The sequence below is a fragment of the Marinomonas sp. CT5 genome (assembly GCF_018336975.1).
Lineage (GTDB): Bacteria > Pseudomonadota > Gammaproteobacteria > Pseudomonadales > Marinomonadaceae > Marinomonas.
This window is the reverse complement of the sequence record NZ_CP025572.1, coordinates 1,439,539-1,459,809: the sequence shown is the minus strand read 5'-3', so window position 1 is coordinate 1,459,809 and position 20,271 is coordinate 1,439,539. Positions and strand designations below refer to the sequence as shown.

The 20,271-nt window shown below is 42.7% G+C and carries 23 protein-coding genes; 6 read left to right on the top strand and 17 right to left on the bottom strand.

Annotated elements, in window-relative coordinates; all coding sequences use genetic code 11:
- Window positions 1-341: 341 nt before the first annotated feature.
- Together C0J08_RS06870 and C0J08_RS06865 are read right to left on the bottom strand one after the other, a co-directional pair.
- Window positions 342-1,037 (bottom strand): DUF1353 domain-containing protein, encoded by a 696-nt coding sequence (locus C0J08_RS06870; protein ID WP_212655356.1) that lies wholly within the window; start codon window positions 1,035-1,037, stop codon window positions 342-344.
- 987 nt (window positions 1,038-2,024) lie between these two features.
- Window positions 2,025-3,662, bottom strand: coding sequence for an NAD+ synthase (locus C0J08_RS06865; RefSeq protein WP_212655355.1), 1,638 nt, complete (start codon window positions 3,660-3,662; stop codon window positions 2,025-2,027).
- A 72-nt stretch (window positions 3,663-3,734) separates the two neighbouring features.
- Here C0J08_RS06865 and C0J08_RS06860 point away from each other — a divergent pair, with 72 nt between their 5' ends.
- Window positions 3,735-3,995, top strand: coding sequence for a PP0621 family protein (locus C0J08_RS06860; protein WP_212655354.1), 261 nt, complete (start codon window positions 3,735-3,737; stop codon window positions 3,993-3,995).
- Here C0J08_RS06860 and C0J08_RS06855 read toward each other — a convergent pair.
- From C0J08_RS06855 to C0J08_RS06835, 5 genes are all read right to left on the bottom strand, one after another.
- Window positions 3,979-4,431, bottom strand: coding sequence for a hypothetical protein (locus C0J08_RS06855; RefSeq protein ID WP_212655353.1), 453 nt, complete (start codon window positions 4,429-4,431; stop codon window positions 3,979-3,981). The genes C0J08_RS06860 and C0J08_RS06855 overlap by 17 nt on opposite strands.
- Before the next feature lie 46 nt (window positions 4,432-4,477).
- The gene (locus tag C0J08_RS06850; RefSeq protein ID WP_212655352.1) at window positions 4,478-5,377 is read right to left on the bottom strand and encodes a type II secretion system protein; all 900 of its coding nucleotides are present in this window, start codon (window positions 5,375-5,377) and stop codon (window positions 4,478-4,480) included.
- Window positions 5,374-5,766, bottom strand: coding sequence for a hypothetical protein (locus C0J08_RS06845; RefSeq protein WP_212655351.1), 393 nt, complete (start codon window positions 5,764-5,766; stop codon window positions 5,374-5,376). Before C0J08_RS06845 ends, C0J08_RS06850 begins: the two co-directional genes overlap by 4 nt.
- Complete coding sequence (locus tag C0J08_RS06840) at window positions 5,763-6,275, bottom strand: GspH/FimT family pseudopilin (RefSeq protein WP_212655350.1); 513 nt, start codon at window positions 6,273-6,275, stop codon at window positions 5,763-5,765. Before C0J08_RS06840 ends, C0J08_RS06845 begins: the two co-directional genes overlap by 4 nt.
- A 69-nt stretch (window positions 6,276-6,344) precedes the next feature.
- Window positions 6,345-7,226, bottom strand: a complete 882-nt coding sequence (locus C0J08_RS06835) for an alpha/beta fold hydrolase (protein ID WP_212655349.1) — start codon at window positions 7,224-7,226, stop codon at window positions 6,345-6,347.
- Between the two features lie 135 nt (window positions 7,227-7,361).
- On the opposite strand from C0J08_RS06835, the gene pabB reads away from it, so the two are divergent.
- The 3 genes from pabB to C0J08_RS06820 all read left to right on the top strand — a co-directional run bounded on the left by pabB (window position 7,362) and on the right by C0J08_RS06820 (window position 10,286).
- The gene (pabB, locus tag C0J08_RS06830; RefSeq protein ID WP_212655348.1) at window positions 7,362-8,786 is read left to right on the top strand and encodes an aminodeoxychorismate synthase component I; all 1,425 of its coding nucleotides are present in this window, start codon (window positions 7,362-7,364) and stop codon (window positions 8,784-8,786) included.
- An 8-nt stretch (window positions 8,787-8,794) separates the two neighbouring features.
- Window positions 8,795-9,445, top strand: coding sequence for a CoA pyrophosphatase (locus C0J08_RS06825; protein ID WP_212655347.1), 651 nt, complete (start codon window positions 8,795-8,797; stop codon window positions 9,443-9,445).
- Window positions 9,446-9,551: 106 nt separating this feature from the next.
- Window positions 9,552-10,286 carry a phosphoadenylyl-sulfate reductase gene (locus C0J08_RS06820; protein ID WP_212655346.1) on the top strand — a complete coding sequence of 245 codons (735 nt, stop codon included), beginning with the start codon at window positions 9,552-9,554 and terminating at the stop codon, window positions 10,284-10,286.
- Between the two features lie 43 nt (window positions 10,287-10,329).
- Here C0J08_RS06820 and C0J08_RS06815 read toward each other — a convergent pair whose 3' ends face one another.
- Window positions 10,330-10,635: a LysR family transcriptional regulator gene (locus C0J08_RS06815; RefSeq protein ID WP_212655345.1), complete on the bottom strand. Its 306-nt coding sequence runs from the start codon at window positions 10,633-10,635 to the stop codon at window positions 10,330-10,332.
- A gap of 111 nt (window positions 10,636-10,746) precedes the next feature.
- On the opposite strand from C0J08_RS06815, the gene C0J08_RS06810 reads away from it, so the two are divergent.
- Complete coding sequence (locus C0J08_RS06810) at window positions 10,747-12,093, top strand: anti-phage deoxyguanosine triphosphatase (protein ID WP_212655344.1); 1,347 nt, start codon at window positions 10,747-10,749, stop codon at window positions 12,091-12,093.
- 136 nt (window positions 12,094-12,229) lie between these two features.
- Here C0J08_RS06810 and C0J08_RS06805 read toward each other — a convergent pair whose 3' ends face one another.
- From C0J08_RS06805 to C0J08_RS06795, 3 genes are all read right to left on the bottom strand, one after another.
- The gene (locus C0J08_RS06805; RefSeq protein WP_212655343.1) at window positions 12,230-12,646 is read right to left on the bottom strand and encodes a DUF6678 family protein; all 417 of its coding nucleotides are present in this window, start codon (window positions 12,644-12,646) and stop codon (window positions 12,230-12,232) included.
- Window positions 12,647-12,705: 59 nt separating this feature from the next.
- A complete protein-coding gene (locus tag C0J08_RS06800) occupies window positions 12,706-13,020 on the bottom strand; it encodes a putative quinol monooxygenase (protein WP_212655342.1) in 315 nt (104 codons plus the stop codon).
- Window positions 13,021-13,140: 120 nt separating this feature from the next.
- A complete protein-coding gene (locus C0J08_RS06795) occupies window positions 13,141-14,016 on the bottom strand; it encodes a HEPN domain-containing protein (protein ID WP_212655341.1) in 876 nt (291 codons plus the stop codon).
- Window positions 14,017-14,669: 653 nt separating this feature from the next.
- Between C0J08_RS06795 and C0J08_RS06790 the strand changes: the two genes are divergently transcribed.
- Window positions 14,670-15,791, top strand: coding sequence for an FAD-dependent monooxygenase (locus C0J08_RS06790; protein WP_212655340.1), 1,122 nt, complete (start codon window positions 14,670-14,672; stop codon window positions 15,789-15,791).
- Window positions 15,792-15,965: 174 nt separating this feature from the next.
- On the opposite strand, the gene C0J08_RS06785 is transcribed toward C0J08_RS06790, so the two are convergent.
- The 6 genes from C0J08_RS06785 to dcd form a co-directional block, all read right to left on the bottom strand.
- Window positions 15,966-16,382, bottom strand: a complete 417-nt coding sequence (locus tag C0J08_RS06785) for a VOC family protein (protein WP_212655339.1) — start codon at window positions 16,380-16,382, stop codon at window positions 15,966-15,968.
- A 118-nt stretch (window positions 16,383-16,500) separates the two neighbouring features.
- Window positions 16,501-16,932, bottom strand: coding sequence for an acetyltransferase (locus C0J08_RS06780; protein WP_212655338.1), 432 nt, complete (start codon window positions 16,930-16,932; stop codon window positions 16,501-16,503).
- A 28-nt stretch (window positions 16,933-16,960) separates the two neighbouring features.
- Entirely contained in the window at window positions 16,961-17,476 is a 516-nt protein-coding gene (locus C0J08_RS06775; protein WP_212655337.1) for a phosphatase domain-containing protein, read from the bottom strand.
- Between the two features lie 114 nt (window positions 17,477-17,590).
- Window positions 17,591-17,986, bottom strand: a complete 396-nt coding sequence (locus tag C0J08_RS06770) for a hypothetical protein (RefSeq protein ID WP_212655336.1) — start codon at window positions 17,984-17,986, stop codon at window positions 17,591-17,593.
- A gap of 1 nt (window position 17,987) precedes the next feature.
- Window positions 17,988-18,914, bottom strand: a complete 927-nt coding sequence (locus C0J08_RS06765; RefSeq protein ID WP_212655335.1) for a ParA family protein — start codon at window positions 18,912-18,914, stop codon at window positions 17,988-17,990.
- A gap of 761 nt (window positions 18,915-19,675) precedes the next feature.
- Window positions 19,676-20,260 (bottom strand): dCTP deaminase, encoded by a 585-nt coding sequence (gene dcd / locus C0J08_RS06760; protein WP_212655334.1) that lies wholly within the window; start codon window positions 20,258-20,260, stop codon window positions 19,676-19,678.
- Between the last annotated feature and the right edge of the window lie 11 nt (window positions 20,261-20,271).

The following is a 20,271-nucleotide window of genomic DNA, read 5'->3' as shown; positions in this document are numbered from 1 at the left end:
AGTGGATACGTCGGAACAAGCAACGGGAGTGGCATAACCTCCGACGGCGTTAGGATGGCCATCAGATAGCTATCTGATTGAACCACGAGCATAGACTGAAGAAACGGTGTCACGACGTATCAAGTAAGGTCAGCTCTGATAGGGAAAAGCCCTATTAATCTACGGATACCAGCATGATAACCGACGAATTTACTGGCTTCTTCCAATGTGTTCACTCATCTCTTTTGAGCAGTGCAAAAGGTCTATTCATTTAGAAGGAATCGCTGTGTGCTACTTGACGTGGGGAGTCATACCAACGCTGCATTCACCGGCTTGTCCGGTGCAATGCTTTGTTATGCGCACTACTTGAATGCATTAATCTGCTCCAGCGACATAGGGGAGCTGGAGTTTTCAGACTTTTCAATCTGTGCTACCAACTCTTCAAATTTTTTCTCTGTTAAAATTTTATCGGGAGGTGGTATTTTTATTGCAAACTCAACAACGCGATCACCGGCACTCTTGGTTTCAGGCATATCAAAACACACTCGATCTCCCAACGGCATCTTCATACAATGTTTTTTAGAGGAACCAGAAGTTTGATATACAATCGATTTCACTTTTTCCTCTATAGGCCATCTTGGGCCAAAGTGGTAAACAGCCGCGTACATAGTTTTTGCCTTAGCCACCCCAACTCCAGATGCCCTCATTCCATAATAGAATGCTAGATGCACCACCTCCCAAGTTCTATTCTTCTCTTGACACGCTATATCATGTATCACCGATGCATCACGATATTTTCCAGAAAATGGTGCGCCAACAATAATCCAAGCAAGAGTTGGTATCGACGCCCCATCAACTACAGAATTTTTCGGTGCAGACCAGGTTAAACCATTAGGATCTTCAAAATTAAAATCCTCCAAAACCTTCATTTGCCGTCCATCTTGAAGCCATTCGGCCCTAACATTACCTGAGTATTTGCCAAAATATTCATCAGCTGATGAGATCGATGAATGTAATAGAATGAAAATTGCTATTGCCCACCAATTAAGTCTGTTCATAAAAAGATCTCCGTATTCAGCGCATAACATTTTAATAGTGCGCATGCGCGTTTACACATTTTTAAATTCACTCAAAAAACCTTTTAACTTTCTGAAGAATAATACTTTTTAACTGATATCCACAAAAATCAAAACTGGAAAAACGAGCATGCGTGTTATTCCTTTTATCCACAGCACGTTATTTCTGTGCGGTAGATTCTTATTCATTGATATTAGGAGACTTTCTTTATTTCTGCTAGCACAAAACGCGCACAATTGATTTATTTAAAATGGCTAAACGCGCAAGAAAGCTCACTTTAAAAAAAATAAACTGTATATCCATCCATTAATTGCGTTTTGGTTTTCACCCTAAATAAGCCTGTTCGACGCGACGAAGTTGCGCGACCCTATTGAATTTCAGGGTCAGTTAAAAATCCCCTTCCCTCCACCAGCAAAAACAGTCTATGCCTTACGGTAAAAATCGTCTTGCTAAAGGTAGCGTGAAACAAAGCAAATGAGACGTTTGGGCGATAGCCCGATAAAGCGAATTTTTGCTTTCCTTTTAAACGAAAGTTTTGTGTCGCTAGACAAAAGTTACCCGCTCAGCAGAGCGGAATAAAGGTTGGGAATACAAAGCGTTTGAATGGAAACAAATAAGCTAAAGAAGCGGCTTCGACGCGACGAAGTTGCGCGACCCTATGGAATTTCAGGGTCAGTTAAAAATACCTTTTCTAAAATCAGCAAAAACAATCCATGCCTTACAGCTTAAATCGTCTTGCTAAACGCAACATAAAAAAGCAAATGAGACGTTTGGGCGATAGCCCGATAAAAGATTTTTTGGTTACTTTTGCATCGATTGGCAAAAGTTACCCGCTCAGCAGAGCGGAATAAACCAGCAGCTCAAAGCCATTGAGAAGTAACAAATACACCTTCAAACTCAAATAAAAACGCCTTCCCTTTTTTCAAAGAGAAGGCGCAAAACAAGTTTTGAACGCTTTTTTAAAAGCCCTACTCTCCGATGTGCCAACCATTGGTAATTGGATAACGACGATCTCGTCCAAACCCACGTGCGGTGATGCGAACGCCGGTTGGAGATTGGCGACGTTTGTATTCGTTCACGTCGACAAGGCGAAGCACGCGATACACGGTTTCACGGTCAAATTGATTCGTCGCTAGAATGGCTTCGGCGCTTTGGTCTTCTTCGATGTACATGCGCAGAATTTCGTCAAGGATGTCGTAACTTGGCAAAGAGTCTTCATCGACCTGATCTGGAGCCAGTTCCGCAGAAGGTGGACGTGTAATAACACGTTCCGGAATCACGTAGCCCAAGGTGTTGCGGTAGCGACAAAGCTTGAAGACTAAGGTTTTAAAGACGTCTTTTAGGACAGAGTAACCACCCACCATGTCGCCATATAAAGTGGCATAGCCAACGGCCATTTCGCTCTTGTTGCCTGTAGTCAGTACCATGTAGCCTTTCTTGTTAGAAATCGCCATTAAGGTGACGCCACGGGTACGAGCTTGTAAGTTTTCTTCTGTGGTGTCTTTGCCATAGCCTTCAAATTCTGGTGCAAGCACGTCTGTGAAAGCGGACACCATAGATTCAATCGGCAAGACGCTGTATTTGACACCCAGCAAGTTGGCTTCTTCTTCCGCGTCATGCAAACTGATAGAAGAAGTGTAAGTGTATGGCATCATGACTGCTTGAACACGGTCCGCCCCAATCGCGTCTACCGCGACCGCTAATGACAAGGCGGAGTCGATACCACCACTCAAGCCCAGCACAATTCCTTTAAAACGATTCTTGGTGATGTAGTCGCGTAGGCCAAGCACCATAGCTTGATACACGCTGGCTTCCACACCCAATGCAGGAGCAATGCTGCCCGCTACCGGTTCGACCTTATTCGGCTGGCTGTCGTCGACAATCATGTCGATACAATACAAACCAGATTCAAACCAAGGGGCTTGCATGACTTTCTCGCCTTTGGCGTTGACCACAAATGAGCCGCCTTCGTATACCAACTCATCCTGCGCGCCCATGTAGTTTACATAGACAATTGGCAGAGTAACTTCAGTGGCACGTTGATGCAGTAGCGCTTCTCGCTCGCCCATTTTTTCGATGTGGTATGGCGATGCGTTCAAGTTCAGAATTAACTCGGCACCAGCCGCTTTGGCTTGCGCCGTTGGCTCTGGGTGCCAAATATCTTCACAGATACTCAAACCGACTTTTACACCCTTGATGTCCACAATGCCTGGTTCACGACCTTCGCTGAAGTAACGCTTATCATCAAAGACCAAAAAATTTGGCAATTTATGCTTGGCATATTCCATCAACAAATTACCCTGATAAATTACGCCAGCACAGTTAAAGAGTTCCCCATCGATTCGACGTGGGTAGCCCACCACAACATAAATGTCATGAACATCGGTTAGTATTTTGGTTAAGGCAGATTCAATACGTGGATCTAAACTAGAACGCAGCAACAAATCTTCTGGTGGGTAACCGGTTAGGGTCAGTTCAGGAAAAACCACGACATCCGCGTGTTCTTCATCACGGGCTTTACATGCCGCATCGATAACGGATTGGGTGTTTTTGGTAATGTCGCCGACCAGCATATCCAGCTGGGCCATTGCAATTCGTAATGTCATACAGTTGCTATCTCGTGAACTCTGTTAGAATATGCCGTTATTGTCTGGAATAACCTAAGCTAGGTAAAGTGTATGATCGTACGTTTGATCGTTTTTGTGGCTATTTTCTTTATTGGTTGGTGGTTATACCGCCAATTTGTCCTTTTTAAGCACAATCAGTCCTCTGCAAAAGTCCAAAAACAGGATTCAGCCCAAAAAAACGAACCCCAAGAAAATATGGTTCGCTGTGAAGAATGCAAAACCTTCATTCCTCGCTCCCATGCGATTCACGACCAAGATGCGCGTCCTTTTTGCAGCGCTGAACATTTAAAAGCCTTTAACCAGAAGCACTAACCCAACCGGTTGAAAGCAATCGCCCCTCTCGCCACCACCAGCATCGATACTGTTGCTGGTTTTGTGTGGCGCAGAGTCGGTAGGATGTTTGCGTTGGCTCATCTTCCTCACTCTTGCGCTCATAACTTTCCCATCGATAATATAGAAACTGATTCTGGCTTTGCCACTCTTTTTGAGTGGTGAGTTCACTTAACGGACAAAAGCCCGAACATTGACTTGCTAAAGCAGATACAAAATGAGGCGATGTGACTAAATCTTGGTAAAAATCTTGCCAAATTTTTAATTCGCTATCCACATCATGCAATTGACCTCGCCATTGAGAAGATGCCAATACTCTTTCTTGGTAATGTATTGATAAACTGGACATCGCAAGTAATAAAGCCACTATAGGCAAAGATATCCAACCACGAAACTTACTCAATATAGAAAAATCCATTTTCTATCATCCTTATCGCCATTTAAACGGCTATTAATCGCTTACTTTACAGCACAATAATTTGGTTCCCCACACCCTGACAAGGTGAGAAGTAATGCCAAGTTTCACCTCTCATCGTCTGATATTGACTAATCGTGGTATCACGATCCAATTTGCAATCATTCAAGCGATATTGATATTCGACCCATAAGGCACGCAAATCTTTCAAGGGAAACTTTCCATAGCGAGTTTCTAACGTGTCCACCATTCCGTTCTGGTTATCATCTAACAATGGAAAAACCGTAAAACGCTCAATCCCATTCCACAACTCTAAAGAATTACCGCTTTCTTCAGGGGTGCGCCATAATGCATTCCAGCCATCTTTGCCTTTAGATATATACCAATAAAAACCATCTTGGCTTTCAATAATGCCAGACTGACCGAGAGCATTAATGCTTCCTTCTTGATCAGCTTGATTCTCGATTTTTATAAGACTTCGTTTAGAAGTAACACTCGTCACTTGAGCGTTATGACGGGACTGGCAAGTAGAAAAAGTGACATTGTCACCGGCTTTCCAATGACAAGACATGGTTGTCGCAACAGGGTTGCTTTGAACATTGACAGAGCCACGACACAAGCCATAATCGACCCCCATTAACCAATCAGAATCTTTATCGACAACCCTTGTCGCTAAACGAATCGGTGGAGACATACCTGACCCTATTGTTAAAAATAAAGACTCATCAACATAACAACTAGCCGGCAACAGACGAGACCACTGAGCTTGCACATGGGCCTCAATAGCCGCTTTTATACTATGTTGATCTTGATAAGTTTCAACTAACTGCTGACGATCCTGCATGCGTGCAATCGCAGTGACTAATAATGGCAAAAACAAGGCGATCAAGGCGCAAATCACCATTAACTCGACTAACAGACTGCCTTTTAAATAACGTCGACAATTCACTTTTCGCCCTCCTTAGCGACTAAAAAATCTTGTTGTGTAGATCTTTGCTCTAAAAGAGAATGCTGAGATGCATAGAACCACTCTCTTAATTGATTTCCTCTGCATGTTTGGCAATCAGGATAAGGTGCTTTGATATCCTTATTATCCTGGGGGTCCGTTAACCAAGAAACCGATCCAACCAAGCGCAACATAGCTTGTTGTTTCTGTTGATTTTCTTGCTGTTTTCGCTCGTTATCTGCCCGTTGAAGAGACTGCCATTGTGTTTCACTTTGCTGTTGCGATACAGACAACACAATAGCAAACAAGGCTAAACAAAGAATGACTTCTACCATGATCCATCCCTTCTGTTTCCCCCCAGATACTCGTTCCATATCCCCTGGGTTATTCATCCACATTGCCCTCCACTTATTCCCTGTGGATCTGTGAGATAAAAACGCCCACTCTGATTGAGTATCAAATCCGCTTGCCACATGCCCAAACAAAACTCAAACGTACCATTCTGATAACCAGACAAGCCGTTAGGGCGAAACTCGATTTGTTTTTTCTGGGTCGGAAAGCCATGCCAAGACACATCTAATGGATCACTAAACCGTATATCTCGATAGCGCTTTTCGGCGCCATTAGAAGGTAGAATTTGGTACAGTTTAAAGCCCGATGACCAGCCACCACTGCAATCTGAGCCACCACACACAAAGCTCGTCTGACCGCTCAATACCGCCAATTGACGTGCTTGTGTTAGCGCATCGGCTAAACGCTTCATTTCTGTTTTTAACGTATTTTTATCTTTGCTATTTTGACTGACACTAAGAAATTGCGTGGCGCCAATATGAGCTAAAACGCTCACAATGACGAGAACACACAGTACTTCCAGTAAAGAAAACCCTTGTTGATGGGTCATTGAGAACCTCCATGTTATGACTACTGTTTTTTTTATGATGGAAATGGCGTCCTGCCAATTCCATTTACGCTATTTTAATTCACTTTCTCTCAATGAAAACCAATTATTAATATGATTAGCAATTTGTCTAGGTTTTTGAAACGGCAATGAATGATCACACCCTGTCATGACTTTATGATGCCAAGCTGGATTCTGCTCACTCAATAAATCATAGTGCTGTCGTAGCGCTTCATGACTTAATTCACCCGAGAACAAAAACACCTGCTCAGAGGCCTCTATCATTGCCTGACGAATAGATGGTTCGTTCGCCATTAACGTCACGTGATCGGTTACTGCATCCAATGCAAAAGCAAAACCATAAGGTCGATGTGCAAGACGCGATTGCGTGGTGGCTTCTGCAACAGGATGTTTACGACGATTCGGTGATACCCCATCCATAAAGCTCGCAACACCTAGCTCAACATCTCCCGTATCACGAATCAATTTCGACGCATGACGATATTTTTGACGCACTTCCATCAAGGTAGATAAGTCTTCACGATCCAAAGACGCTGGCTCTAGCAAGGCCAATTTAACTTTCTTTTTACCCTGCAAACTGCGCTGATAATTAAGATTTAACGCCACCAGACCACCTAACGAATAGGCAACCATATCAAAATCATCCCATTTAACATGAGTTAATAGCGCTTCTACTTCGTCGGACAATTCAGCAATTGACACCGCACCTTCATCACCATGGTGATGAAAAGAATCTCCCATACCTTTTAGATCTGGCACCAGCATCCAGCGCCACTGAGTAAAATACGGCAACATCGGCGAATAAGTAATTTCACCCGCGACCCCAGCACCGTGCAATAACAAACAAACACGATCACTTTTTGCTTCTGGATTCTCGTAAAGACGATACGCAATACGTGCATTGGGCAAAGAAAGAAAAAATACGTCAGACACTTGTAATTAACCTGTGAGGACCCTTATTAAAAGAATACAATGCTTGCTAGTTGCAAAACACATAAAAAATCGAAACGCGCCTTTTTAACAAAGTATTGCTAAGCACGGATTCAATATTACTAGGTATTAAAATAAATGTCAGAAATCAAACACGTAAATCTCCCTTATCAGGCGTCGTTATTGTCTTTCTTTTCTGCTGTACGAGACTTACCTTACCCTGCCCTACTCGACAGTAATCATGAACATTTCCCTGATACACATTATGATATTTTAGTGGCCAATCCGCTTGCTCGAGTTCATCCATCGAACAATAGCCAACCTATCACTTGGTACACAACACCGTTTTATGAGTTAAGCAACACAGATAACCCAATGACACTATTGGATGAATTAATGGCGCTCATTTGCCAAGAATCATGGGCCAAAACAGCGCCGAAGGACTTGCCGTTTATTGGTGGATTATTGGGCTACTATGGATATGAAAGTGGTCACTTTGTCGAGCAATTACCTGATACAGTAAAACACGATATTCAACTGGAAACCCTAAGCATTGGTCTTTATGGTTGGGCGGTCATCACCTGTCATAAAACAAAAACCACCCAACTCATTACTTCCCCTTGGTGTCATTCCGAAGACGTTGCCGATCTTATCAACCGCTTTACCAGTGCTTGTGATGATGTCTTGGTAAAACATGACCTAAATGAAGCTCGCCCGTTTCGTCTAGCGGCACCTTTTGCTTCCAATATGACCGAGTCCGAATACGCGCAAAAATTTTCCGCAGTACAAGACTATATTCAGTCTGGAGATTGCTATCAGGTGAATTTGGCGCAACGCTTTTCCACTCATTTTCAAGGCGATACATTTACGGCCTATCACACATTGAGAGAAGCTTGCCCAACGCCCTTCTCGGCTTACATGGAGCTTTCACCAGAGCAAAGTATATTGAGTCATTCGCCGGAGCGCTTCCTTTTGTGTGACCAAGGTCGGGTTGAGTCCAAGCCTATCAAAGGCACCGTTGCTCGTGGCAAAACACCAGAAGAAGATCTGAAAAATGCTAACTGGTTATTAGCATCTGAAAAAGATCGCGCTGAAAACCTGATGATTGTGGATTTACTGCGTAATGATTTAGGTCGCACTTGCTTAACAGGTAGCATTAAGGTTCCAACACTTTTCGCTTTGGAGAGTTATGCCAACGTGCATCATTTGGTATCTACAGTGGAAGGCCGAATTGATCAGGCCGCCCAAGCCATTAAAGTATTCCATCAAAGTTTCCCTGGTGGCTCCATTACGGGCGCACCTAAAATTCGCTCGATGGAAATTATTGATGAATTAGAACCCCATGAGCGTTCAGCCTACTGTGGTTCTATTGCTTACTTTAGTGCCAACGGCCAAATGGACTCTAGCATTACTATTCGAACCTTGGTGGCAGATCATGGCAATTTGCATTGCTGGGCTGGCGGTGGATTGGTTGCAGATTCAAAATGCCAAGAAGAATACCAAGAAACCTTTACCAAAGTAGGCAAGTTAACCCATACTCTAGAACAAGACTTTTTGAAATAGGCCGTATCATGTCTGACATAGAGCAGTTTTTGAATGCTCCTCCCATCGATTTTAGCTTGGACGATATTCGCGCAGCATTAGACAGAGCACCTTATGCGCAACAGATTCATAACCCAGACGAAGAAATGTTTCCGAATGGTTATGATTTAACTTACCGATCTGCTGCGGTGCTCATACCTATTTGGCGAGAACCAGAAGATGGTGAGCTGTATGTACTTTTAACACAACGCGCATTGCACATGCGCAACCATCCAGGACAAATTGCCTTCCCCGGTGGCAAACATGATCCCGATGACGCCAGCATCCAATACACGGCTTTACGAGAAACACTGGAAGAAGTCGGTTTATCACCCGATTGCTTCGATCTATTAGGAGAGTTAGGTGAATACTGCACCATCTCTGGATATTGCATTAAACCCATCGTGGCTGAAATGACCCGAAAAAGCGAACTAAGCCTGTGTGAAGACGAAGTAAAATCCGTTCACTGGGTGCCTTTACGCTACTTACTAACGCCTCAAAACTATCGTTTCAGAAAGAAAAAGCTCGATAAAATTTCCCGTGGTTACTTCGAAATAAATTATGAAGAAATTCGTATTTGGGGTGTGACCGCCGGCATTTTATATGGGCTTTATCAAACCCTCGCAAGGCACCAACGCTGAACCAGTTCATTTAGTATTATAAGGATAGTGTTCTTTCGTCTTTTATTTCGTCGACACAAATTGATAAGGTACAGCCAACGTAACTTAGAACACGGTAAAATTTACTATGCCTGCATTTGATTTAACGTCTTTTATTGCCAACAACAAAGAAGACGAAGCTCAAAAAATCATCCATAACGCGATGAAGGAATTCGACAACATTGCCATTTCTTTTAGTGGCGCAGAAGATGTTATTCTCATTGACATGGCCGTCAAAGCTAAAAAAGACATTCACGTATTTTCTCTTGATACAGGTCGCCTACATCCTGAAACCTATCGCTTTATCGAGCAGGTCCGTAAACACTACAAAATCAATATAGACATACTGTCTCCCGATCGAGAAGAACTGGAACAATTCACCCGTGAAAAAGGTTTGTTTAGCTTTTTTGAAGATGGTCATAAAGAGTGCTGTGGTATTCGTAAAGTAAAACCGCTTAAACGCAAATTAGCCACGCTAGACGCATGGATCACAGGACAGCGTAAAGACCAAAGCCCAGGCACACGTAACGTTCTAGCCTTTGCTGAAAAAGACAGTGCTTTTAGCACAAATGAAAAAGATCTATTTAAATTCAACCCGTTGGCTAACTGGTCATCGGGAGACGTTTGGAACTACATCAAAATGTTTGACGTTCCATATAATGAATTGCATTTGAAAGGCTTTACCAGTATCGGTTGCGAGCCTTGTACTCGACCTATCTTACCAAACCAGCACGAACGTGAAGGTCGCTGGTGGTGGGAAGAATCAGAACACAAAGAATGCGGCCTGCATATCGGTAATCTCATACCCAGCACTCAGCAATAAACCAACTTTTTCTAAAAAAGCAAAAAGTGCCTGATTCATACAATCAGGCACTTTTACTTGCTTGGAATACATCAGTTGATTTGCTAGTCAAATAGTTTTGCCAAGATAAGATAAAACCATCATAACAAGCTTCAAGCTCTTTTATATGTTGCAGTAAAACTTCACCCGCTGGCGTCATATCGGTTATTCGACCATGCCGAATCAACAGCGGCTCACCTAAATCACGCTCTAATTTTTGAATATGTTGGCTGACCGCAGGTTGAGTTAAACCCAACAGCTTCGCTGTTTTTGTAAAACTTCCCGTTTCAACCAAGGCTTTAAAAGTAATAAGATGTTGTGTATTAAGCATAAAGATTCCTTATAGTTGGTTACATTATGCCCAATCCCATTTTTACGAACATTGACCTATATCGTGTTTTAATGAAAGATTGAAAGTTATTAAACTAAGTGGATTAAGAGCATGACAACCACGCAAGACATAATGAGACCTTGGCACGAAAGACAATCCGGCCATCAAGAATCCCGTGACAACGACTACCGAACACCTTATCAACGTGACAGAGCCAGAATCATTCATAGTGCGGCTTTTCGACGTCTGCAATCCAAAACTCAAATCCTCGCCATCAGACAAAATGACTACAGCCGCACTCGATTAACACACTCTCTAGAAGTAGCCCAAATTGGCAACGGCATAGTCCATCAACTAAAATTTAGCTCACCAGAAGATGCGGATTTTCAACCTTGGCTTGCGGACGACTCGTTAATTGAAACCGTTTGCTTAAGTCACGATATAGGCCACCCACCTTTTGGCCATGGTGGTGAAGTCGCCCTCAACTACATGATGCAAAATTATGGAGGCTTTGAAGGCAACGCACAGTCCCTAAGAATTTTAGGTAAACGCGGATCTTACTCTCCCATTTTTGGTATGGATGTCACACGCCGCACCTTACTCGGTGTTTTAAAATACCCCGTCTTACATGCCAGCGTGGTTGGCAAATACCCTGAAAAACCAAATAATTTTCGCCAGTTCAAAGCATCTCACTGGGCGCCACCAAAGTGTGTCTATCAAGAAGAACAAGACCTACTTAACTGGATCATCGAACCCTTTAGCCAATCTGACAAAGTACTGTTACAAGAAGTCCAAAAAACGAACCCTGATGGCCACGCCAAAGCCAAGCACGCCAGCTTCGATACCAGCATCATGGATCTGGCTGATGACATCGCCTACGGCGTCCATGACCTTGAAGATGCCATCGTCCTTGGCATGGTCACCAAAGACATGTGGCTAGAGCACCTAGAACCCAAATTAGCCGCGCTGGCTTCACCCTTTTTAATCGAACACTTAAACGACATCCGCACCCAATTATTCAGCCGCCAAAGCCACCTTCGTAAAGAAGCCATTGGCAGCTTAGTTAGCTGGTTCATCACCTCATGTCGAGTCATCGAAAAAACACAATTTGAGCACCCGTTACTGCGCTTTCAAGTGGGCTTGCCCGAAGGCCAACGCCAAGCACTAAACTTGTTAAAGCAATTTGAAATGCAACACATCATCCAACGTCCAGAAGTACAAATGCTCGTCTACAAAGGACAGCAAATGTTATTGGAAATGTTCGAAGCCTACTCCGCCGATCCGAGTCGATTACTTCCAAGAGAGATCGCCAACGAATGGCAGAAAAGCCAAGAACGAGGAGAAAATGGACTGCGCATCATCTGTGACTACATGGCTTCCATGACCGACGACTACGCCAGCCGTATGTACAATAAATTGTTCGTGCCAAGCCTAGGCTCGGTATTTGAACCAATGTAATTTGGTCAATTCCCCTTTTTGATAAAATCTCATAATCGGGATTGCGTCTAAGGGGGGATTGACGCCGCCAACACATGCCGAGCGTAGCGAGATACAGTGAAATGCGTTTTGCATTGAACGATTGTGCTTAGCCTTCTTATACGAACTCTACCGTTTGACCTGGCCATTGGTAGCCCCAAATTCTTATTGACTCACCCTCAATACTAAAGGGAATGCTATGACACTTGAGTAGGCTGGTAAAGTACTCGGTATTGTCTGTGACTCTATCAGGAAGTACATGCCCTCGACGCTCTTTGTTAATTGGATATATTTCGAGCCACTCAATATATTTGTATTCTGGCAGGTGGTAGTACCAGTCTCCGTCCCATTGCGGTTCAGTTTCTTGTTTATCCCTTAGGCAGCGTACACGCCAAACGGGTTGACGCTCAGTTTCTTCAAGCATCAAGGTTCGAAGCTTTTCCCATTTAGTGTTGTTCATAACACTTATAAGAGAATTACGAACGATATAGCGTTCTAGTCTTTCGCAATCTTTGAATTGATCTTCAGTTTTCATGATTTGTATGACGCATGAATTAAGCCGCGCTGCAGAACGGCGTCGGCTTAAATGAATGGTTAGGACTCATCGATTGGAAGAGCGGCATATGGATGAACTGGAATGCGCATGGGCGGCTCAGCCAAAAGGCTAATTATCTCGTCGCGAAGTTCGTCAGCGAGCGGGCTATTTTCATAGTTGGCTTTCGCTTCCTCGGATATAAAAACCTCAACGTTCCAAAGGATGTCTGGGTCTCCGTCCTCACGAGCAATGATGAATCGATCGGAAGCCCCTGATTTCGTCATTCCAGTGCTCGCCAACTCGAAAAGCTTGTCGCCTAGGCCCGGTTTGGCGCGCATTTTGATAATGTAAGCGGGTTGATCTTGAAGTGCCATAAAGTCTCCTATAAGTCGTAACGCCCGCATAAAATGCGAATAATGCTTGGCTAAAATTAGCGAAGAATGAGCGCCAGCCAAGCTTTAGACGTCTTTTTTGATGCGTTTGTTAGCTGATAGTTACGATTCCGAACCAAACAACATGATATCTAACTGTTCATTATTTGGAACATAACCGCTCTCAATAATTTTAAAAAGCACATTTCTTAGTAGATTGAATGTTTCCAGCAAGTGCTGTTCATCATGTTTAGGCCGACCATGAGCAGCAGCAGAACGCTTGTCATATAGTTTTGCTACTTTCTTTTGAAGTTCTCTTCTGCTTGCCCCCGGTTTTTCTAAAAAAGATGCAATTAAAGCCGAAACCCTAAACCTCAATTCTGATGTGCTCGGTGAAAATAACGCTTCAAGCGCTCCCCATAATGACACGAGTGTTAACGCCGTATTTTGGATGAATTGCCCCTGATCAATTGCTTCTTTTGCGAGAGCGAACTCAGGACTTTTCTTCAATAGTTCCTGTGTTACCTGCCAATGCTCTTGAACCCACTTAAGAGATCCAAAACTTGCGGCCTCTTGTTCTACTGATAGGGCAAAGGAGCGGTTTTGAACCTCAAATGCATAGAGAGCCTGATGTTTTTCATTGGCATTTTCGCGATCAAAAGCTAGATTCGAGAAAACTGGAAGTGTAATCGCTGGGTTAACCCCAAGCCGAAGTAAAAACAATATAACACGTGCAGTCTGAATGGCCTCATCCGTTTCACCCTTGTTTTCAATTGGGACAACTAGCTCTGCTGAAATATCATAGGATATACCACCTGATGCAGAAGACCACGGACCTGGATGGTGCTTAGTTGGCTCTTCGGGTGGAGCAAAAGCAACCATGAATGGGGCTAAGATGTGCGCATACGTTTCTCGAATCACAACCCCATTGCCCAGATCAAAATCTGTTTCTGGTAACTGGAGACCATGAAGGCCAAAGAACAGCTTTTTAATTTCCACAGAGCTCCCTCCTATGATAAACAGCTAACAGCTTAATAGTGCGCATGCGCGTTTGAACATATTTAAAACCTTCTTAATATCTCTATAAATTACTGACTCTAAAGCCATTAATATAAATATTAACAATCTCCAAAACTATAAAAACGAGCATGCCTGTTATTTCAATTATCCACAGCGCGTTATTCTTTTGCCATGACTCCTTACTTCATTGATACTAAAAGACTTCCTTGCTTCCTGCCAGCACAAAACGTGCGCAACAGGTTTATTTAAAATGGCTAAACGAGCAAAAATGCGTTCATTTCAAAAATAAACGGTATATTCATCCATAAATTACATTTTAATTTTCATCCAAAAATGAAGTCATTTCGATGCAACGAAGTTACGCGACTTTTTGGCATTTCTGAGTCGGTTAAAAATCCCCTTCCTAGCATCATTAAAAACAATATATACCTTACGATAAAAATCGTCTCACTAACCCCATATCTAACAACATGGATGAAAAGTTTGGGGTAGATTGAACACCTCATCCCTACAAAATCGTATAAAACCCTAATTTATATGGATTTTTTTAGTTCAAATGCATCAACCTATCGATACTCTTGGCGTCTAGCGATAAAATACCCGCAACATGAGTCAACAAAGAGAGAAGTGTAATGCGAGTGTTAATTGTCGGTGCTGGGGTAGCAGGTTGTGCTTTATATCGACGTTTGAAACCATTGGGATTTGCGGTCGATATTATTGAAAAATCTGCAGTGCTAGAAAGTGAAGGCGCGGCTATTTGCTTACCGGCTAACGCTATGCTGGCATTGGAAAAATTGGGCTTAAGTCAGCCAGTGCTGGATTTAGCCTACCAAGTAAACCAAGTGGAATACGCCCTACCGTCTGGCAAAACGCTGGCGTCTGCTTCGTTGCACCAAGCCCCGCTGAATAAAGCGCCTTTTGTCGCGTTAAAGCGCGATGACCTGATGTCTGTGCTAAGAAAAGACATGGCAGAAGCCGTTCAGTTGAACACTTGGCTTGAAGACCTTAAACAAGGTGACAATGACGTACTGGTGACGTTTCAATCGGGAGAAACCAAATCCTACGATTTAGTTGTCGCGGCTGATGGTATTAACTCCTCCGTTAGACAAATGGTACAAACCGACTCCGCCCCTCTTTCTCATAAAGTGACCAACTGGCGATACACCACGAAAAAGCCTATCGCAGGTATTCAGCCAACTTACTACGTGGGTAATGATTCCGCCTTCATGATTTACCCGATCAGCGAAGAAGAAGTCTATTGTTACGGCCAGATTATGGATGACGATGGAAAGTTCGCGTCCTTGCCTAGCCATCAAGCCATTCAAGACATCTTTGCCGATTACGCTTCACCTGTATCAGATTGCATAAAGAATCTAACGGCAGAGCAACCCATCGTACTGGGTCAGTTAAAAACGGTAAAAAACACGGAGTCTTTGTTTAATCGGGTCGTGTTAGTGGGCGATGCCTTGCATGGTTGCCCGCCAAGCTTGCAACAAGGCGCTGGCATGTCGTTAGAAGACATCAACTGTTTAGCGGACGCGCTGGAGCAATTCGAACTAGCCGAAGCGTTAAAACACTATCAGCAACAACGCACAGCGAGAGTAACGTGGACGGTAAATGAGTCGAATAAAATCATTAAACTCGCCGGCTTAGGTCGCTCACCCATTGGACGATTTATTCGTAACACCATGATTCGTGTAAAAGGCCCTGCCAATGTGGTTGGCTGGCGCAAACTGCTAAACGAAATGGAGTAAATACCACTAACCCCCATTTTTCCTTCTAATTAAGAAGGTGGAGAATGGGGTTGCTCTTTGGCCTTCAAGTATATTTGTTACTTCTCAATGACTTTGAGCTGAAAGTTTATTCCGCCCTGCTGGGCGGGTAACTTTTGCCAAGCGTTGAGATCCCCTCTTAAATTGCATGTTATGCTACCTTTTCGCCATCGGATGGTCTGGGTTTAGTTGGAGCAGATCCCACAAGTTTCCATACAAGTCTTCAAACACTGCTACCGTTCCATAGTCTTGTTCTGCAGGCTCTCGAACAAAATTAATACCAATAGATTTCATGCGCTCAAAGTCACGCCAAAAATCGTCGGTATTTAGGAACAAGAACACTCGGCCACCAGTTTGGTTTCCAATAAAGTCATGCTGTTCTGGTTTCGATGCTTTAGCAAGCAATAGAGTAACACCATGAGAGTTAGGCGGAGCGACAACCACCCAACGTTTATCTTGCTCAGGTTGGTAGGTATCTTCAATAAGCTCAAATTTGAGTTTGTTTACGTAAAAATCTATTGCTTCATCGTAGTCTTTTACAACCAAAGCTATATGGACAATATTCTGTTTCATCGTATTCCTTATTGAAGATTTCGGGTCGGTAGCATGACCCCAACCAGCCTACGCGGTTACGGAATGGAGGCGAAGCCGCAATGCAATAGGCACCACCGTGACTGGCTTTGTTAAATTTTTATAGCGCCATATGCAACAGAGGATAAGGCTTACCCTGCCCATCTACTGCTGATCGGCCTGTCACTTTAAAGCCAATATGCTGGTAAAAACCTAGCGCCTGTTCATTCTGCTCGTTTACATCAACCTTTGATACTCCCTGCTCATTGATAGCATGGGCCGCTAACATGGCACCAATGCCTTTGCCACGTGCATCAGGTGAGATGAACAACATCTCAATATTACCGTCATGTACTCCGCAGAATCCCTGAACTTCGCCGTTACTGTTTTTAACGCACCTTAAATCAACTGCGTCAAAATACTGTTCCAAAATTAACGGCTTTAACTCCTGTAGATCATCTTCAGCCAGAAAATCATGCGTTGCCCTGACCGACGCTTCCCAAACTTCTATCAACTTAAGATGATCTGCTTTTTCTACGATCTCGATATTCATCACTAAGCCCGATTAAAAATTTAACGTTTCAATTTGAGGCAAGTGATAACGAGTCAGACAACATTGACTTGTTCTGTAAGTAAAATGCTTCGAGCACACCTTTAGAAAAGCTCATCCATCCATCAGCACTGAAGGCAACCTCCCTAACCTTAAGGACTTCAATCATAGAAATATCAACCTCTGCTCCATCAATGGCTATCAAGCTAGCTGCCAAGACTAAACCAGTTCGGTCTTTTCCAGAACGGCAGTGAACCAGTACCGGACCATTCCTTAAATTTTCACCCAAAAATTTCATAGCTTTTGGAAGATTCCTTAAACAAAGCTCTTTATCTCCTGGCTGAACAGGCGCATTAGATGACATAGGTATATTCGCGTAATTAAATCCCAATGATTCAATTAAACTCTCGTGTACCATTTCGCCATCATTAACACTTAAAATAGCCGAAAAACCATTATTCTTAAATGTTTCCAAATCCCATGGATCAAGATTTGGACCAGATCGCCCCGCGAGCAAACCCTCTCTCAACCAGAATACCTTTTCCACTATTACTCCTTACACAGAACGCCCGCATAAACTGCGGAGCAAGTTGGACCGATTTTTGCGGCTTTTTTTTTGCAAAAATCGGGCTGACTTGTGACGTCAGATTTGATGCGATTGTTATGTATCGTTTCTTTGAATGGCACTAGATCTCAATGTGGCACCTACCGTACCTTCAATAATTTTTTCTCTAATTTTATCGACCTTATCCTGCTTCATTACAAAAATATCAATCTGTTTTGCAAACCACTCTAATTCATTTTTATTTTTAAAGTTATTATTTAGGATTTCATATCCTGAATCACGACTATTACAGGCTTTCAGCTCATCGAGCACTAAATTTGCCTTTTTTGTATCAAGTTCAGGTTTACCTTCTTGCGATTGATTTTTCTTTAACACCTTTAATGCTAAGGAGTACTCTCCACTGTTAAGTTTTTTGATATCACTTTCTGAAAGTGATTCAAGATCTTTAACTAGCTCAATCAAAAATTTGGATATTATATTTTCATTTTTCATTTTAAACACCTGTAGCTCTTTGAAATTCATCTACAAATGAATTTATTTCTGAAACTACATCAGAGTAAGTCCCTCTGCTGTATTCATGCAGTGTTACGGGAATCCCATCTTGCGGAGCAGATGCAAAGATTGATTTATTTTCTCTGAAATATGTAGAAAAAGTAGGTATACCAAGTCGTTGCGTTTGAGTAATAAACTGTTGCTGAGATCCGATTGGTGCCCCTGAATATATTTGTATCATTGTAAAAACAACACCCAACATTGCTGGACTAGATTGAGGAACAGTTACATCCATAGAAGCGAATTCATTAAATTCTCGAATTAATTGATCTACACTTCTATGCAAATAATCAATACCTAGAGTTGAAAGGTAATCGGGCTTGGCTGGTATCAATATTTGATCAGACGCAATTAACGCATTCTTGGTAACAATATTAAAGTTAGGCGGGCAGTCGATCAATACCACATCATAAAAGTTAGAGGCATATTCAACTATCGAATCTCTTAATTTACCATGGACTTTAATATAATTTAGTTTTGCTTGATTCATGTTTGCACCACCAAGTAATGTAGCTAGCTCTAAATCTACATTAATCAAACCAAGGTGAGAGGGAATCAAGTCAACCAAACCTGTTGCACCCATTTGTTGCAGTACGTTATTTACTCCAGGTCTAACAACTAAGCTAGATAATGATGGAGGAGCCAAGCCTTGGCTGATCGCATCAAAATAATTTTTTATTGTTTTTGTATCTTTCAGATTTTTGTCCCAATAATCAGGGCTAATAAAAGAAAAAGTTAAGCTGGCCTGAGCATCCATATCGAGTAATAACACTCTTTTATTTCTTCTTGCTAATTCAGCAGCTATATTGGCCGTAACGGTCGTTTTACCAACACCACCTTTGTAATTTATTACTGATATTATTTTCATCATTACTCCTTTAATTGTACCGAAACTTAATTATATGGCCGAGATACATAACATTTTAATAATGCGCATGCACGTTTAGTCAATTTCAAAACCATCTAAAAAAACCTTATAAACAATTGAATAATAAAAGTTTTATAAAGCTATTCACAAAAGTGAAAACTAGAAAAACGAGCATGCGTGTTATTCCTTTTATCCACAGCGCGTTATTTCTACCCTATGAATCCTTATTCATTGATATTAGAGGACTTTCTTACCTACCTCCAGCACAAAACGCGTACAACTGGTTTATTTAAAGTGGTGAAACGAGCAAAAATACCTTCATCTCAAAAATAGATTATATATCCACTCATAAATTGCGTTTTGACTTTCATTTCAGAAGAAGCCAGTTCGACGCGACGAAGTTGCGCGACCCTATGGAGTTTCAGGGTCAGTTAAAAATACCTTTCCCTCCACCAACAAAACCAATCTATGCCTTACGGTAAAAATCGTCCTGCTAGACCAATCTTAAACAAAGTAAATGAGACGTTTGGGCGATAGCCCGATAAAGCGAATTTTTGGTTACTTTTTGGGCGCTTGCAAAAAGTTACCCGCTCAGCAGAGCGGAATAAAGGTTGGGAATACAAAGCGTTTGAATGGAACTTGATTAGACTATAACCAAGGAGTCATAGCCCTTTTTAGAAAGGGCTTTTAATATTTGAAATACCTTGGGGTTAAAAAGGGGTTCGACCCCTTTACCCAATAAGGCAATTTGCAATTAAAAACTAATTCTCGCCGGAAATCCGGCTACCAACCGCGGAGGTCTGGTCTTTATACTTAGCGTTATCACGTTTGTTGTAAGGACGTTCCGCCGAACCCGACATGGTTTCAAAGTTGATGGCGCCGATGGTCATGCCTGGGCTTAGGGCGATGGGCAGTTTGCCACCGTTAAGGAATTCTAGAACGATACCGCCGCTCCAACCTGGGTCGATTCGGTGTGCGGTGACGTGGACCATTAAGCCAAGGCGCGCCAAGGAAGAGCGACCATCGAGCCAGCCAACTAGGTTATCAGGTACGGTGACCGATTCTTTGGTGACACCGAGTACTAACTCCCCAGGATGAATGAAGAAAGGCTTGCCGTCGTCGACCAGTATTTCTTCACTCATGACAGATTCAATAACTTTGCTAAGGTCGGCTTTTGAGCTGCTTAGATCAAGGTAAGGCGCAGGGTGACCTTGGAAAACACGAAACGAGTTGCCCAATCGTAAATCAACGGACACACCACTAATCACGCTGTTATCAGGGCGCGGTTCAATTACTATGGAACCTTCGTCTAGGGCTTTGATGATATCTCGGTCACACAAACGCATTTCTTTTCCTC

Bases quoted from the DNA above. Each gene is read 5' to 3' on its own strand.
- C0J08_RS06845 (WP_212655351.1), bottom strand. From the start codon at position 5,766: ATGAATAACCCAGGGGATATGGAACGAGTATCTGGGGGGAAACAGAAG.
- C0J08_RS06855 (WP_212655353.1), bottom strand. From the start codon at position 4,431: ATGGATTTTTCTATATTGAGTAAGTTTCGTGGTTGGATATCTTTGCCT.
- C0J08_RS06780 (WP_212655338.1), bottom strand. From the start codon at position 16,932: ATGAATATCGAGATCGTAGAAAAAGCAGATCATCTTAAGTTGATAGAA.
- C0J08_RS06810 (WP_212655344.1), top strand. From the start codon at position 10,747: ATGACAACCACGCAAGACATAATGAGACCTTGGCACGAAAGACAATCC.
- C0J08_RS06865 (WP_212655355.1), bottom strand. From the start codon at position 3,662: ATGACATTACGAATTGCAATGGCCCAGCTGGATATGCTGGTCGGCGAC.
- C0J08_RS06870 (WP_212655356.1), bottom strand. From the start codon at position 1,037: ATGAACAGACTTAATTGGTGGGCAATAGCAATTTTCATTCTATTACAT.
- pabB (WP_212655348.1), top strand. From the start codon at position 7,362: ATGTCAGAAATCAAACACGTAAATCTCCCTTATCAGGCGTCGTTATTG.
- C0J08_RS06825 (WP_212655347.1), top strand. From the start codon at position 8,795: ATGTCTGACATAGAGCAGTTTTTGAATGCTCCTCCCATCGATTTTAGC.
- C0J08_RS06840 (WP_212655350.1), bottom strand. From the start codon at position 6,275: ATGACCCATCAACAAGGGTTTTCTTTACTGGAAGTACTGTGTGTTCTC.
- C0J08_RS06790 (WP_212655340.1), top strand. From the start codon at position 14,670: ATGCGAGTGTTAATTGTCGGTGCTGGGGTAGCAGGTTGTGCTTTATAT.
- C0J08_RS06765 (WP_212655335.1), bottom strand. From the start codon at position 18,914: ATGAAAATAATATCAGTAATAAATTACAAAGGTGGTGTTGGTAAAACG.
- C0J08_RS06800 (WP_212655342.1), bottom strand. From the start codon at position 13,020: ATGGCACTTCAAGATCAACCCGCTTACATTATCAAAATGCGCGCCAAA.
- dcd (WP_212655334.1), bottom strand. From the start codon at position 20,260: ATGCGTTTGTGTGACCGAGATATCATCAAAGCCCTAGACGAAGGTTCC.
- C0J08_RS06770 (WP_212655336.1), bottom strand. From the start codon at position 17,986: ATGAAAAATGAAAATATAATATCCAAATTTTTGATTGAGCTAGTTAAA.
- C0J08_RS06815 (WP_212655345.1), bottom strand. From the start codon at position 10,635: ATGCTTAATACACAACATCTTATTACTTTTAAAGCCTTGGTTGAAACG.
- C0J08_RS06785 (WP_212655339.1), bottom strand. From the start codon at position 16,382: ATGAAACAGAATATTGTCCATATAGCTTTGGTTGTAAAAGACTACGAT.
- C0J08_RS06820 (WP_212655346.1), top strand. From the start codon at position 9,552: ATGCCTGCATTTGATTTAACGTCTTTTATTGCCAACAACAAAGAAGAC.
- C0J08_RS06860 (WP_212655354.1), top strand. From the start codon at position 3,735: ATGATCGTACGTTTGATCGTTTTTGTGGCTATTTTCTTTATTGGTTGG.
- C0J08_RS06805 (WP_212655343.1), bottom strand. From the start codon at position 12,646: ATGAAAACTGAAGATCAATTCAAAGATTGCGAAAGACTAGAACGCTAT.